This is a genomic window from Planococcus sp. S3-L1 (assembly GCF_030063085.1).
Taxonomy (GTDB): domain Bacteria; phylum Bacillota; class Bacilli; order Bacillales_A; family Planococcaceae; genus Planococcus; species Planococcus kocurii.
Window position 1 is genome coordinate 47,161 of the sequence record NZ_JASISN010000003.1, and the last position, 13,965, is coordinate 61,125.

Consider the following 13,965-nt stretch of genomic DNA (forward strand, 5'->3'; position numbering starts at 1 on the left):
GCTAATCTGCTGGTGGTTTTCTTTTCGGAGGTGAACAGATGATTTACTTGGATAATAGCGCAACCACAAAACCAAAAAAAGAAGTGCTCGATGCGTATATGAAAGTAAATGAGCTATTTTATGCAAATCCGTCTTCATTGCATGTGCTCGGAAACCAAGCAGAAGATTTGCTAGAAACCGCACGAACTCAATTAAAAAATCTGTTGCATATGGAGAATGTTGTCTTTACTTCTGGTGGTACAGAAGCAAACAACTTAGCATTGATTGGTACAGCTCAGAGTTATCAGCATAGAGGCAAGCACATCATCACTGCTGAAACAGAGCACCCTTCTGTCTTAAATAGCCTTGTTGCGCTAGAACGACAAGGCTTTAACATCACGCGTTTACCGGTCGATTCTTCCGGAGGTATTCATGTTGATGAATTGAAAAAATCGTTGCAGAACGATACAATTTTAGTTTCATTAATGCATGTCAATAATGAAATAGGCACCATTCATCCAATTGCAGATATTGCTCGTCTGTTAAGAAAAAGACGTATTTTCTTTCATGTGGATGCAGTGCAAAGTATCGGGAAACTGATATTTGATCCAACCGCTTTGCCCGACTTGATCACACTATCGGCACATAAAATTCACGGACTAAAAGGCAGTGGGCTTCTAGCATATTCTGGAGTTGAATTAGAAACGATTCAATATGGAGGAGGGCAGGAATCGGGGATACGCAGTGGTACCGTTTCTGTACCAAATGCAGTCGCTTTAGCAAAAGCATTAAGGTTAGTAGAACCAAATCCACTACACAAACAATGGAATCAAGACTTACGCCAATTTTTCTCAGGGTTTAACGGCGTAAAAATAGTTAGCCCAAAACAAGCTGCTCCTCACATTCTAGCGGTAGCTGTAAAAGGCATTAAAGGTGAGATTTTGGTATCGGGTTTGCAAAAAGAATCGGTCATTGTTTCCACTTCAAGTGCCTGCTCATCGAAAACGCGTCATACGAGTCGAGTAATTCAAGCAATCGGTTTGCCGCGTGAATTTAAAGATGGTGTGATCCGCATCAGTTTTGGAGAATTTACAACAGAGCAGGATATTATTGCACTTAAAACAGCATTTCAGCGGGTATACCGCATGATTAAAGGAGTTTAACGATAAATGAAAATCAATCAAGTTCTCGTACGTTACGGCGAATTATCAACCAAAGGCAAAAATCGCAGTTCATTTATTGGACGGCTGCGAGATAATGTCAGACAGACTTTTTCAGACTTGAAAGGAATCCAAATCAAAGCAGAGCGTGACCGGATGTTTATTACATCAGACAGTGAGCAACAATTGGCACAAGTGATTGAGCGCTTGCCGCATGTATTCGGTATCCAATCGTTTAGTCCAGTAACAGCATGTGAATTAGACATGGAAGCAATGAAAAAAACAGCAGAAGCAGTTATCGCTAAAATTGAAGATACCGATAAAAGTTTTAAAGTATCGGTAAAACGACCATTTAAAGAATTTCCTCACGAAAAACCGGAAATTATGAAAGAACTCAGCTCACATGTATTAAGAGTCTTTCCAGATTTAAAAGTTCAAATGAAAGACCCTGAAATTGATTTGAAAGTAGAAGTTCGAAAAGAAGCTGTTTATATGATGGCCGAAGTGATTCAAGGAGCAGGTGGTTTGCCAGTAGGAGCGGGCGGTAAAGCATTGCTCATGCTATCGGGTGGTTTAGACAGTCCGGTTGCAGGCTATCATATGCTCAAACGTGGCGTTAGACTAGAACTGATTCACTTCTTTAGTCCACCGTTTACCAATGAACGTGCCAAGGAAAAGGTATTTGATTTAGCTGAAAAGCTATCGCAGTTTAGTTCATCCGTCAATTTGCACATCATACCGTTTACACAGCTTCAGCAAGAAGTACACAAGCAAGTGCCGGATAACATCACGATGACTTCGACGCGGCGCATGATGATGCGCGTAGCTGATTTGGTGATGGCTGAGACAAATTGCCGAGCAATCATTACAGGAGAAAGTCTAGGACAAGTGGCAAGCCAAACGTTAGAAAGTTTACAAGCGATTAACGCGGTCACAAACACGCCCATTTTGCGGCCGCTAATTGCGACGGATAAGTTGGAGATTATCGATACAGCTCAAAAAATTGGCACGTACGATATCTCTATCCGTCCGTTTGAAGATTGCTGCACGATTTTTACACCAGCAAATCCTAAAATCAAGCCAAAACTTGAAAAAGTCGAGTACTACGAGAACTTTGTTTCGTTCGATGAAATGATCGGTGAAGCAGTATCTCAAAGAGAAGTTATTAAGTTTCCACGCATTAAAAAGAATCAGTTTGAAGATCTTTTATAATAGCTAAGCTGCCTTTTACAGGCAGCTTTTTTTGTGACGCATAACTTTAGTTCGCGAGTTAGATCTGAACTAAACGCACACAATCAGCAACAGAAAATAAGAGTTCTTTTTAAAAGTTTAACTAGATGAAATTATATGAATAATTAAAAATTTAATGTATAATGATATGGATATAACAATTAGCTCTAGTCAGAGGAGGGAAATAGCATGAAAAGAGAAGAATTACTAGCGCCGGATTCGTATAATTTGGTGGAGGAAATTGAGCGATACGCAACAGGTGACGGCAAACTTGCGATTCTATGGGAAAACGATCAAGGGGAAAAACACCAACTTACATATGATGAATTAATAGAGCACGCAAATCGTGCAGCGAATAGTTTTGAAACAGCAGGTCTTGTTAAAGGTGACGTCGTGCTCGTAATGGTGCCACGTTTGATCGAAGCGTATGTTGCGTATATCGGAGCACTAAAGGCGGGTTTAGCAGTCATTCCCAGCTCTGAAATGCTTCGGGCAAAAGATATTGCGTACCGCTTAAATCATAGTGATGCAAAAGCGGTAATCGCCTATGAGCCGTTCATGGATCAATTCGAAGGTGTGAAGGAAATGGACAATGTCGTGAAGTTTGTCATTGGAAAATCAGGAAGTTCATGGATTTCTTTAGTTGATGAAATGGCTGCCGCTTCTCCTGAATACATAGCAGCGCCTACTAAAAAAGACGATATGGCGTTCTTATCTTATACTTCAGGAACTACCGGCAATCCCAAAGGAGCCGTACATAGCCACGGCTGGGCATATGCACATCTTCGAACGTCAGCGGAGCACTGGCTCGGTGCAAAAGAAGGGGATGTTGTTTGGGCAACCGCAAGTCCAGGTTGGCAAAAATGGATTTGGAGTCCGTTCTTAGCGACACTAGGTAGCGGAGCTACCGGTTTTGTTTACAATGGTAAATTTGATCCGACTATTTATTTAGAACTCATGGAAACACGCAAAGTCAATGTGTTGTGCTGTACGCCGACAGAATACCGGTTGATGGCAAAACAAAAAGATTTAGCCAACTATCATTTGTCCGCTTTGCACAGTGCAGTGTCTGCGGGGGAACCACTTAACGCAGAAGTCATCAATGTTTTTAAAAATCATTTTGACATAGAAGTCCGCGATGGTTATGGCCAGACGGAAAATACGTTGCTGGTCGGAGTTATGAAAGGCATGGAGTCTCGCATTGGTTCTATGGGCAAACCGACGCCTGGCAACCATGTCGAAATCATTGATGAGTTCGGTAACCCGTGTCTAGTTGGTGAAGTGGGGGATATTGCTGTTCATGTTGAGACACCTGCTTTGTTTAAGGAATATTTTAAAGATCCCGAACGAACCAAGATGCAATTCCGCGGAGATTATTATGTAACGGGTGATAAAGCATCAAAAGATGAAGATGGTTATTTTTGGTTTGAAGGTCGAGGAGACGATATCATTATTTCTTCCGGCTATACAATCGGACCTTTTGAAGTAGAAGATGCATTGGTTAAACATCCGGCTGTTCAAGAATGTGCTGTTATTGGTGCACCCGACGAAATACGCGGCACGATTGTCAAAGCTTTTGTCGTACTAGTAGAAGGTCTTACGGCTTCAGATAGTTTGGTAAAAGAATTACAAAATCATGTAAAAGAATTGACTGCACCTTATAAATACCCTCGGGCAATCGACTTTTTAGCAGAGTTGCCAAAAACGGCATCTGGTAAAATTCGACGTGTGGAATTACGCCAGCAAGAACACGCGAAAAAATAAATGCAACCCCAAAAACGGCACTTCTCTTATTAAAAAAGAGTTGCCGTTTTTTGATTTGAACTTGAGCAAGAATGGGTAACGGATGTTTCTATAATTGACGTATGATTATTTACTTTCTGCTCCCATCAAGCCTATAATGAGACTATTATTTCGGAATATAAAATTTAATAAAGAATGGTGAGCGATGTAGAATGACAGATTCAAAAAAAGGCGTTTTGGTCATTATTTTGACTTATACATTATGGGGATTTATGCCGATTTTCTGGAAACAAATTAGTCACGTTCCAGCGGACGAAATCCTAGCAGGAAGAATTATATGGTCTTTCGTATTAACTTTTGGTTTTATTCTTTTAACTAAAGGAGGTCGCCAATTGTGGCTTGATCTAAAAAAGCTGTGGATATCAAAAAAGAAATTTTTCTTATTGATGTTGGCGTCGTTCCTCATCTCTGCTAATTGGTTTTTTTATGTCTATGCGGTTTCGCATGACCGGATTGTTGAAACAAGTCTCGGTTATTACATAAATCCGTTAATTTCTATGCTGTTGGGAGCTCTTTTTTTGAAGGAGAAATTGTCTCCAGCGGTAAAAATTGCTTTCCTTTTAGCGGCAACTGGTGTTTTGATTTTAACTTTCTCTTTTGGTTCTTTGCCGTGGCTTGCGCTCGGTATGGCTTTCAGTTTTGCTTTTTACGGTTTGATCAAAAAAACCATTCAATTAGATGCTTTGCGCGGACTGGCAATTGAAACACTTTTTGTTTTTCCGATTGCAATTGCCTATTATATCTATTTGATGTCAATCGATCGCGTTTCTTTTTTAGAGACAGGACTAACAACAGATGTGTTGTTAGTCGCTAGTGGATTGGTTACTGCTTTCCCATTATTATTGTTTGCAATCGGTGCTCCATTGATTCCGATGTACATGATTGGGTTTTTGCAATACATTGCTCCGTCGCTAATGTTGCTAATTGGGGTTTTCATTTACGGTGAAGCTTTTACAACAGTCGATATTATTTCTTTCTCGTTGATTTGGAGCGCGTTGATTTTGTTTACTTCTTCAAAAATTTTGGAGGCACGGGGAATTCGAAAGGCAAGCAGGAAAATTTCGGTTTAGTGTTTCTTTTTGTTGAAACATTTGTGCGTGTTTCACGTATAGTAAGAGTAGAACTAAGGAGGGAATGGTATAAATGAATACAAAAAGATGGATTGCTCTAGTTGTAGCGGCAGCTGTACTCGGAATTTCATTGGTTATCAACTCGGCATTTGCTTTTCTTCAAGGTGGTTTTACTGATGGTGTTGACGAACTCGTAGCGAGTACGCAATCAAGTTTTTCGGAAGTTGTGGTAGAAGATGGAGATTTTGATAACCGTGTAGCTGTTTTAAATGTAGATGGTGTGATTCAAGACACGGGAGATGCAGCTTCACTGTTTGGAACGACTGGTTATAACCACTCTTTCTTTATGGAACAATTAGAAAATGTTAAAGAAGATCCTACGGTTAAAGCCGTTGTACTTACCGTAAATTCACCGGGTGGTGGCGTTGTGGAGTCGGCGGAAATTTACGATAAGATTATTGAAATTCAAGAAGAAACAAAAAAACCATTTTACGTATCAATGGGAGCAGTAGCTGCATCAGGTGGCTATTATATTGCAGCACCAGCAGAAAAGATTTTTGTTAACAAGGAAACCTTAACTGGCTCTATCGGTGTCATTATGCAAAGTGTCAATTATGGTGAACTAGCAGACAAACTGGGTGTGGATTTTGTGACGATCAAGTCGGGTCCATATAAAGATATTATGAGCCCAACTCGTGACATGACAGAAGAGGAACGCGTAATTCTTCAAGAAATGCTAGATGATTCATACGAGTCGTTTGTCGATGTAATTGAAGAAGGTCGTGACATGACAGAAAAAGAAGTAAAAGCTGTGGCAGACGGACGTATCATGAATGGACGTCAAGCAGTAGAGGCGAATTTAGCGGATGATTTCGGATTCGAGGAAGACGTAATCGCACAAGTAAAAACTGATTTCGATTTAGGTAATGCACAAGTATTCCAATACGGAGCTTCGCAAGGCTGGGGTTCGCTTTTATCCATGAAAATGAATTCGTTTTTCGGTAACGATCTCGAAACACAAATGATTACAAAAATGCTAACTGAATACAGTTCTCCACGTATGATGTATTTATACGGTGAAAAATAAGGAGGGACCACAATGACAGACCACGAAACGAATGAAACCACAGTGGAAGTGCCCGTCACGAAACAGCGTCCTGAAAGCGGAGGATTTGAAGAAGTTCTTTTTTACGAACGGAAACCGGCTGGATTTTGGGTGCGATTTTGGGCTTATTTAATCGATTTACTGGTTATTGCGGGTCTTACTGCTATTCTAGTCAAACCTATATTTGCTTTGACAGGAATAGAAACAACCAGTATTCCTTGGTATGCGCCGTATGCAATTGTATCGGCCATCCTCTTTTACGGCTATTTTGTGTTAATGACAAAATTCTTTTGTCAAACTGTCGGAAAGATGGTTATGGGGATCCGTGTAGTGTCTTTGAAGTCCGATAGCATCTCTTGGATGACGCTCCTGTTCCGCGAGTGGATTGGTCGCTTTCTTTCCGTGACCATTTTGCCGCTCTACTGGATTGTTGGCTTTACACCGTTAAAACAAGGCGTCCACGACTACATTGCTGACACGACAGTTGTTCATGAAGAGTCTTTTAGAAAAAATAGATTGATGAAGAAAAAGCATATAGAGGGGTCTGGGTTGCATGACACCCAAGCATTTTAGTATGATAAAGAGACTAATGAAAGGGAGGCGTATTGATTGGTACAAATTACATTCAAGAATAATCCGATGACTTTACCTAACAAAGAAGTGAAGGTTGGAGATCAAGCTCCAGATTTTACTGTGTTATCAACAGACTTATCACCTGTAACACTTAAAGACACAACTGGAAAGATTCGGTTGGTTAGTGTGGTTCCATCATTGGATACGGGTGTTTGTTCAGATCAAACGAGACGTTTCAGTGACGAAGCCGCATCTCTGGGGGACAATGTAGAAGTACTCGCCATCTCAGCTGATTTACCATTTGCTCAAAAACGTTGGACAGACATCAACAAAGTAGATGCTATTACAACTTTGTCGGATCATCGTGACTTGTCATTCGGTGAAGCTTACGGATTGACGATGCAAGAGCTTCGACTTCTAGCTCGTTCAGTTTTCGTACTTGATGAAAATGACAAAGTTACTTATGTAGAGTATGTAGCTGAAGGAACAGATCATCCCGATTACGAAAAGGCTTTAGATGCAGTTAAAGAATTAACAAAATAATACAAGAAACCCACTCGAGAGAGTGGGTTTCCTTATTGAGGACGGCGAATTATGAATTCAGCAATGGAAAAAACGTTTAATTTTATTGATAATCACACAACAGAAATTCAGAAAGAACAAGAAAACGCCTACCTGGAAAGTTTATTGACGACTACTGAAAATTGGTTGGATGGACTTATCAAGTTAGAAGCGGATGCCAGCAAAGAAGAAGTTCGTAAAGCACTTCAGCTAGCTGTGTTAAAGGGCATGAAAGAGCACATTCAACCACATCATCAAATGACGCCTGACGCACTTGGGTTATTGGTTGGTTATTTGGTTGAGTTGTTTGTCAAAAAAGATCAAGCAGTCATTTTAGACCCGGCAGTTGGAACAGGTAATCTATTGTTAACAGTTATGAATTACTTGGACGGCCGCTTGACAGGAGCGGGCGTAGAACTAGACGATCTTCTCGTGCGTCTTGCTTCAAATGCAGGGAATTTAGTAGAACAACCTATTACGTTCTATCTACAAGATGCACTTCAGCCTTTATTGATTGATCCAGTAGACGTTGTCGTTTCAGATTTACCGGTCGGTTATTATCCCGACGACGAAACCGCAGCCACTTATGAACTAAAAGCAGATGAAGGCATGACGTATGCACATCATTTGTTTATCGAACAATCGTTAAAACACACGGCTGATGGTGGCTATTTGTTTTTCATCGTCCCGAAAGCGTTATTTGAATCTGAGCATGCCAGTCAATTGCATAGTTTTTTGAAAAAACATGCGCATATTCAATCTGTTATGGAATTGCCAGATAGCTTATTTAAAAACTCAGCGCATGCTAAAGGGATTCTCGTCTTACAGAAAAAGCAAGAAGGCATTAAAGCGCCGAAAGAAGTTTTGTTGGCACGAGTTCCGAATATGTCCAAGCCCGAATCCATGTCTCAATTCTTTTCTCAAGTTACTAGTTGGTTTAAAGAAAACAAAGAATAGAGCAGGGAAGTTATGCTATACTAAAGGTATAAAAACATCCATATGTACCATTTTTAACGAAAAGAGGGATGCGCAATGACTGAGTCAAACGAAGAACCAAAAAAAGTGAGTCTTCAAGAAGCTGTAAAACGCCAACTTGAAGCTAAGAAAAACCAAGCTTCAGACAAATTATCTGGTGGTAACGGTTCACTATCGACTAAAAAGATGAAGAGCCAGCAATCAAAGAAAGTTAGTAATAACCGCCGTAAAATGGGTACGTGATCGATCACGTTACTTAATGTAAAAGAGACAAGGATTATTCCTTGTCTCTTTTTTTAGAATTAGCCGTTAAACCTTTATTTTCAACTAGGTCGTGAATAGTGACTGGGGGTGGAGGTCTTTGATGTATGCGGGATTGTGGCTTCGTTTAAAAGCGTTTGCACTTGATTATGTGTTGATTTTTTCCTATATGGGAGTATTGTTTGTTGTATCTGTGATTTTCATTCCTTCCATACAACAGGGGTTTCAAGGTTCACGAATTATTGCTCAACTAACGGGCTTCATATTGCTTACGCTACCTGTTTCTCTCTATTTTATCGTTGCAGACTCAAAAATGGGTAAGCAATCGTTTGGGAAATATAAAATGGGTATTGTCGTAACAGATAAGAACCAAAAGCCTTTATCGATAGGTCGAGCAATGAGTCGGACGTTTTTGAAGTTTTTACCATGGCAGCTTTCTCACTTTATGGTGTATCGAATGATTCAATTGAGAGCTGAGGAATTAGAATTACTAGACTATCTAATTTGGGGATGGATTTATGGATTGGTTTTTCTTTCTATGTTGATGGTTATTTTTACAAAAAATAAACAGACGCTTTATGATTGGTTAACGAAAACCTATGTCTTCAAATAAAACTTAACTCAAAGTATTGACTTGTCAGAGAAGACTGGTAAAATTTATTTCAATATACTTTTAAAAATGACTAGATGAGTCGTTCGAAAAAAAATTCTTATGTCATTGCTGTAAATTAGTATGAACTTTACTGGATTTAAAGTGGTAAGCCGTATTTTTTCATTACGTAAGTGTTTAAATAAGTCGTTCGATGGTTTAGTAGGCAATTTGTGTGCAGCAGCAAGAGACTGAATGGTAGGTGTAAATTCAGGCAGCAAATGGGATGAAATACGCCATCAGTTTTGATCGATTCGCAAAGAGTGGATGTTTGGTAAGCTAGAACATCAAATTGGGTGGTAACGCGGAGAAAACCTTCGTCCCTTTATTGGGACGGGCGTTTTCTCTTTTTTTTTTATAAAAAAGGAGAGTTTGTCATGCATAATATCAAATCAGTCATCACGCCAAGAGTTTCAGAAGCTATTTTAATAACAACTGCTATCTTTCTATTAATCAGTGTCAGTATTATTCGATTTAAATCAGTTCCACATCTTCCGATCTTATTTTCGGTTTTGTTGCTATTCGGTTATGGATTGTTAAAGAAAGTGTCTTACCGAACACTGGAAAAAGGATTGGTTGATGGTGCAGGTGCGGGAATGAGTGCAGTTTTTCTATTTTTCTTTATCGGTATGCTCATTAGTAGCTGGATGATTAGCGGTACCATTCCAACGTTGATATACGCAGGCTTTACCTTGATTTCTATGACGTTTTTTTATGCTATTGTCTTTATCGTCACATCATTAATTGGATTGTCTATTGGTAGCTCACTCACGACGGTTGCAACGATTGGTGTGGCTTTTATCGGGATGGCGACGGCAATGGATTTGTCATTAGCCATAACAGCTGGTGCAATTGTTTCAGGCGCATTTTTTGGGGATAAAATGTCGCCATTGTCAGACACAACAAATTTATCTTCGACCATTGTCGGTGTAGATTTGTTTGAACACATTCGCAATATGGGATGGACGACGATTCCCGCTTTTGTCATAACTCTAGGGTTGTTTGCATGGCTTTCTCCGGAGGCGACGGGAGCTAGTGTGCAGAACATCTCGATCTTTAAAGAAGGACTGTTAGCTACAGGTATGATTCACGGGTATACGCTTGTTCCATTAGTCGTGCTTATTGTTTTAACCTTGGCGAAAACACCTGCTTTAATGACGCTGGCATTAAGTTCAATATCAGCCATTGCGATTTCTTTTCTGCATCAAATGTCTACAGCTTCCGAGATTTTTAAAGTGCTATTTAGCGGATATGTGTCTTCTACTGGTATCACAGAGATTGATAGTTTGTTGTCACGTGGTGGGATGGAGAGCATGATGTTCACGGTAGCCTTAGTGCTACTCGCGCTTAGTATGGGTGGATTGCTATTTACTTTAGGAATTGTTCAATGTTTGTTAGCCAAAGTAGAGAGCGTACTGAGAAAAGTTTCGTCGGTTATTGCGGCTTCGGCATTAACCGCAATTGGTATCAATATTCTGATCGGTGAACAATACTTGTCCATTTTATTGACGGGACAGGCATTTAAAGAGCCTTACGACAAAGTAGGACTCGCAGGGAAAAACTTGAGTCGCGTGATGGAAGATGCTGGAACAGTCGTCAACCCACTTGTTCCTTGGAGCGTATGTGGAATTTTCATTACCGGTGTTATTGGCGTTCCGACACTTGAGTATTTACCATTCGCATTCTTTTGTTTGCTATCGCCTGTTCTAACGATTTTATTTGGATTCACCGGAAAAACGCTAACATACAAGTAAATAACGACTATAAAGAGAAAACAGCTGACGTTTATCGTCATCTGTTTTTCTAGAGAAGCAGGGAATTTCAATAGAAAGTCGAATAGTGTCAGTAGAGGGTACTTATTGCGAAGTCACGGAAACTAGTTTAAAGGGGTGGAGAAATGTATCAATCAATTTTAGTCGCTATAGACGGTTCTGAAAATGCCGAACGAGCTGGAAAGCAAGCTGCCCAACTCGCAACGTTAGTGAAAGGGACAGAAGTGACAATCGTATACGTTTCCGATTTTGATGAAGACAGCAATGAAAAGGTTCACGATGGTGGTCAGCTCGAGTTTGAATTGTCGCGAAAGAAAAAAATTCAACCGATCAAAGAAGCTTTAGAACGTGGAGAAGTCTTTTACAAAATTGAAATGATGCACGGTCGTCCAGCACCCGTGATTATTGAAATGGCCAATGAAGGGGAATTTGATTTGGTTGTGATTGGCAGCAGGGGATTAAAGCCAGTATCGGCGCTAGTACTTGGCAGTGTTAGTCAGAAAGTTGTCAATCACGTGCATTGTCCAGTACTAGTCGTGAAATAACTCAGACGGACGAGTGGATAGTTCTGGTATACTGGTAAAAAGATTATTGGTATTACTGATTAACTGACTAAAAGACCAGCTGGAGGAGAAAATGACAACATTACCGAATTGTCCTAATTGTAATTCTGAATATACGTATGAAGACGGCAATCTGTTTGTCTGTCCTGAATGTGCACATGAATGGAATTTAGCGATTGAAGCTGAACAGGATGAAAAAGAAAAAATCGTCAAAGATGCAAACGGAACGGTATTAAAAGATGGGGATGCTGTAACAGTCATTAAAGACTTGAAAGTCAAAGGCAGTTCGTCAACTTTGAAAATTGGAACAAAAGTAAAAAGTATCCGTTTGGTTGATGGTGATCACGACATTGATTGTAAGATCGATGGTTTTGGTCCGATGAAACTAAAATCGGAATTTGTTAAAAAAGCATAACACGAAAAAACTCCGTCGACCTCAAAAGGTCGACGGAGTTTTTTCGTGTTTATCTGTTTAAACGCCGCGTTTATTGCCCCATACTAAAGTATGCAATTGCGGCAACACTTTGGCATCATTCATAATAGGGGACTGAATATGGTAATCAATTAATTGTTCGTATCTATGAAGTAAGGTAGTCACTAACTGCAAATCATCTGTCGTTGCAGTGTCTTCGTTGCCTGTTTGTAAGAAAAATGGAATTGATGGGTAACGCTGATGGAGTTTTTCTGCATAAGCAAAGTCGACTTCGTCAAAAATAACAACTTTCAGGCTGACATTGGCATTTTGCAGTTTTTCTATAAATACATCCAGTTTCGTTACATCTGTTTTCATACCAGAACTAGGTGGTTTTGGTGACAAGGTAATATCATCGATTTCTATCATCCACTCCTGCCAAAGAGATGCCTGCGTTTCTACAGCTACTTTCCAGCCTTGCAAGTGGCACAAATCAACGAGTTCACCGATACCTTTATGGAGAGCGGGATTGCCACCGGATATGGTGACGTGCGAAAAGGCCTTGCCACCGGTTTGGATGAGTTCTTCAACGATTTCAGTAGGTTGTTTGGAGACGCTTGTGCCTGTGCCATCCCAAGTGAATTTAGAATCACACCAAGAACAAGAATAATCGCATCCTGCTGTGCGCACAAACATGGTTTTTTGCCCCATTACCATGCCCTCACCTTGAATGGTTGGACCGAAAATTTCCATCACTGGAATTCTCATAACAAGTCCTCTTGTTTCGGACGGAATACAACATAACTGGTTGGTGTTTCACGAACGATAACTTGCAGACAGTTGGGACGGTTGCTGGTCGCTTGCAGCATCGTTTGAATCGACTGCCACACTTGCTTAGCAAGAAGCTCGGTGGTCGGAAATTTAGTGGCAAATTCTGAATGATCGTTCAAGACACTGTGGTCGTATTTTTTATGAATCAGTTCTTTCAATAATTTAAAGTCAATTAGAAAACCAATGGCGTCAAGTTCGTTACCTGCGATTGTAATGTTGAGATGATACGTATGGCCGTGCATGACTTGGCATTTCCCTGCTTCTTCACTTGGAATAAAATGCGCTGCTGAAAAATGAAAGTCCTTATTGAGCTCAAATTGGAAATCGTGTGGAATTGTCGGATAAAATTGCTGCATCATGCTCTAACACCAGCCATTTTTTTATCCTGATAGCGAGCAAGTCCATCATTTCGCAATTTGCAGGCAGGACATTCGCCACAACCAGTGCTCGGGATGCCGTTGTAGCAAGTTAAGGTCTTGTCTTGAATAAATTCAAAAGCACCAAGTGTATCAGAAAGTTCCCAAACCTCGGTCTTGTCGAGCCACATTAACGGCGTATGGATGATAAACTGCTTGTTCATTGCTAAATTTAATGTGACATTTAGTGAACGAATAAACGTATCACGACAATCGGGATAACCGCTGAAGTCGGTTTGACTTACTCCAGTAATTAAATGTTGGCAACCGATAGCGTCTGCATAAACTGCTGCGAAAGATAAAAATAAATGATTTCTGCCCGGTACAAAAGTAGATGGCAATTCACCATCTTCTGCGGTCACATCGATATCATCACGTGTTAACGCATTGGCTGAGAGTTGATTGATCAAAGTCATATCCAATACCTTAAATGATACACCTAGTTCTTCAGCGATTTTTCTGGCACACTCAATTTCAGCCGAATGACGCTGGCCGTAATCAAAAGTGACGGTTGCTACTTCTTTGAAATTCTTGATTGCCCAAAATAGGCAAGTGGTACTGTCTTGGCCACCGCTGAAAACGACGACTGCTTTTTCTTTTTTCAT

16 protein-coding genes are annotated in these 13,965 nt (G+C 40.3%); 13 read left to right on the top strand and 3 right to left on the bottom strand.

What is annotated here, in order from left to right:
• Positions 1 to 38 precede the first annotated feature (38 nt).
• From QMF37_RS04210 to QMF37_RS04270, 13 genes are all read left to right on the top strand, one after another.
• Positions 39 to 1,142, top strand: a complete 1,104-nt coding sequence (locus QMF37_RS04210; RefSeq protein WP_058385751.1) for a cysteine desulfurase family protein — start codon at positions 39 to 41, stop codon at positions 1,140 to 1,142.
• 6 nt (positions 1,143 to 1,148) lie between these two features.
• The gene (thiI, locus tag QMF37_RS04215) at positions 1,149 to 2,351 is read left to right on the top strand and encodes a tRNA uracil 4-sulfurtransferase ThiI (protein ID WP_071153168.1); all 1,203 of its coding nucleotides are present in this window, start codon (positions 1,149 to 1,151) and stop codon (positions 2,349 to 2,351) included.
• Between the two features lie 207 nt (positions 2,352 to 2,558).
• Positions 2,559 to 4,133, top strand: a complete 1,575-nt coding sequence (mbcS, locus tag QMF37_RS04220; protein ID WP_078080292.1) for an acyl-CoA synthetase MbcS — start codon at positions 2,559 to 2,561, stop codon at positions 4,131 to 4,133.
• Between the two features lie 191 nt (positions 4,134 to 4,324).
• Positions 4,325 to 5,242 (top strand): EamA family transporter RarD, encoded by a 918-nt coding sequence (gene rarD / locus QMF37_RS04225; RefSeq protein ID WP_071153169.1) that lies wholly within the window; start codon positions 4,325 to 4,327, stop codon positions 5,240 to 5,242.
• 73 nt (positions 5,243 to 5,315) lie between these two features.
• Positions 5,316 to 6,329, top strand: coding sequence for a signal peptide peptidase SppA (gene sppA / locus QMF37_RS04230; protein WP_078080293.1), 1,014 nt, complete (start codon positions 5,316 to 5,318; stop codon positions 6,327 to 6,329).
• A gap of 12 nt (positions 6,330 to 6,341) precedes the next feature.
• Positions 6,342 to 6,920, top strand: coding sequence for an RDD family protein (locus QMF37_RS04235; RefSeq protein WP_058385746.1), 579 nt, complete (start codon positions 6,342 to 6,344; stop codon positions 6,918 to 6,920).
• A 36-nt stretch (positions 6,921 to 6,956) separates the two neighbouring features.
• Entirely contained in the window at positions 6,957 to 7,463 is a 507-nt protein-coding gene (gene tpx, locus QMF37_RS04240) for a thiol peroxidase (protein WP_071153170.1), read from the top strand.
• 51 nt (positions 7,464 to 7,514) lie between these two features.
• Positions 7,515 to 8,438, top strand: coding sequence for a class I SAM-dependent methyltransferase (locus tag QMF37_RS04245; protein WP_058385744.1), 924 nt, complete (start codon positions 7,515 to 7,517; stop codon positions 8,436 to 8,438).
• Between the two features lie 75 nt (positions 8,439 to 8,513).
• A complete protein-coding gene (locus QMF37_RS04250; RefSeq protein ID WP_058385743.1) occupies positions 8,514 to 8,699 on the top strand; it encodes a hypothetical protein in 186 nt (61 codons plus the stop codon).
• A gap of 121 nt (positions 8,700 to 8,820) precedes the next feature.
• Complete coding sequence (locus QMF37_RS04255; RefSeq protein ID WP_078080294.1) at positions 8,821 to 9,330, top strand: RDD family protein; 510 nt, start codon at positions 8,821 to 8,823, stop codon at positions 9,328 to 9,330.
• Positions 9,331 to 9,743: 413 nt separating this feature from the next.
• The gene (nhaC, locus tag QMF37_RS04260) at positions 9,744 to 11,120 is read left to right on the top strand and encodes a Na+/H+ antiporter NhaC (RefSeq protein ID WP_078080295.1); all 1,377 of its coding nucleotides are present in this window, start codon (positions 9,744 to 9,746) and stop codon (positions 11,118 to 11,120) included.
• A gap of 143 nt (positions 11,121 to 11,263) precedes the next feature.
• The gene (locus tag QMF37_RS04265) at positions 11,264 to 11,683 is read left to right on the top strand and encodes a universal stress protein (RefSeq protein ID WP_058385740.1); all 420 of its coding nucleotides are present in this window, start codon (positions 11,264 to 11,266) and stop codon (positions 11,681 to 11,683) included.
• A gap of 91 nt (positions 11,684 to 11,774) precedes the next feature.
• On the top strand, positions 11,775 to 12,116 hold the full coding sequence (locus QMF37_RS04270) for a zinc ribbon domain-containing protein YjdM (protein ID WP_058385739.1): 342 nt from the start codon (positions 11,775 to 11,777) through the stop codon (positions 12,114 to 12,116).
• Between the two features lie 57 nt (positions 12,117 to 12,173).
• Here the strand turns inward: QMF37_RS04270 and queE are convergent, their stop codons facing one another.
• The 3 genes from queE to queC are packed head-to-tail and all read right to left on the bottom strand — an operon-like array spanning position 12,174 to position 13,965.
• Positions 12,174 to 12,881 (bottom strand): 7-carboxy-7-deazaguanine synthase QueE, encoded by a 708-nt coding sequence (gene queE / locus QMF37_RS04275; RefSeq protein ID WP_071153174.1) that lies wholly within the window; start codon positions 12,879 to 12,881, stop codon positions 12,174 to 12,176.
• Positions 12,878 to 13,303 (bottom strand): 6-carboxytetrahydropterin synthase QueD, encoded by a 426-nt coding sequence (queD, locus tag QMF37_RS04280; RefSeq protein WP_283476773.1) that lies wholly within the window; start codon positions 13,301 to 13,303, stop codon positions 12,878 to 12,880. The genes queE and queD overlap by 4 nt, the downstream gene beginning before the upstream one ends.
• Positions 13,300 to 13,965 (bottom strand): 7-cyano-7-deazaguanine synthase QueC, encoded by a 666-nt coding sequence (queC, locus tag QMF37_RS04285; RefSeq protein ID WP_071153175.1) that lies wholly within the window; start codon positions 13,963 to 13,965, stop codon positions 13,300 to 13,302. The genes queD and queC overlap by 4 nt, the downstream gene beginning before the upstream one ends.

Coding starts and splice junctions, on each gene's coding strand:
- QMF37_RS04210 (WP_058385751.1), top strand. CDS start 39: ATGATTTACTTGGATAATAGCGCAACCACAAAACCAAAAAAAGAAGTG.
- thiI (WP_071153168.1), top strand. CDS start 1,149: ATGAAAATCAATCAAGTTCTCGTACGTTACGGCGAATTATCAACCAAA.
- mbcS (WP_078080292.1), top strand. CDS start 2,559: ATGAAAAGAGAAGAATTACTAGCGCCGGATTCGTATAATTTGGTGGAG.
- rarD (WP_071153169.1), top strand. CDS start 4,325: ATGACAGATTCAAAAAAAGGCGTTTTGGTCATTATTTTGACTTATACA.
- sppA (WP_078080293.1), top strand. CDS start 5,316: ATGAATACAAAAAGATGGATTGCTCTAGTTGTAGCGGCAGCTGTACTC.
- QMF37_RS04235 (WP_058385746.1), top strand. CDS start 6,342: ATGACAGACCACGAAACGAATGAAACCACAGTGGAAGTGCCCGTCACG.
- QMF37_RS04245 (WP_058385744.1), top strand. CDS start 7,515: ATGAATTCAGCAATGGAAAAAACGTTTAATTTTATTGATAATCACACA.
- QMF37_RS04250 (WP_058385743.1), top strand. CDS start 8,514: ATGACTGAGTCAAACGAAGAACCAAAAAAAGTGAGTCTTCAAGAAGCT.
- QMF37_RS04255 (WP_078080294.1), top strand. CDS start 8,821: ATGTATGCGGGATTGTGGCTTCGTTTAAAAGCGTTTGCACTTGATTAT.
- nhaC (WP_078080295.1), top strand. CDS start 9,744: ATGCATAATATCAAATCAGTCATCACGCCAAGAGTTTCAGAAGCTATT.
- QMF37_RS04265 (WP_058385740.1), top strand. CDS start 11,264: ATGTATCAATCAATTTTAGTCGCTATAGACGGTTCTGAAAATGCCGAA.
- QMF37_RS04270 (WP_058385739.1), top strand. CDS start 11,775: ATGACAACATTACCGAATTGTCCTAATTGTAATTCTGAATATACGTAT.
- queE (WP_071153174.1), bottom strand. CDS start 12,881: ATGAGAATTCCAGTGATGGAAATTTTCGGTCCAACCATTCAAGGTGAG.
- queD (WP_283476773.1), bottom strand. CDS start 13,303: ATGATGCAGCAATTTTATCCGACAATTCCACACGATTTCCAATTTGAG.
- queC (WP_071153175.1), bottom strand. CDS start 13,965: ATGAAAAAAGAAAAAGCAGTCGTCGTTTTCAGCGGTGGCCAAGACAGT.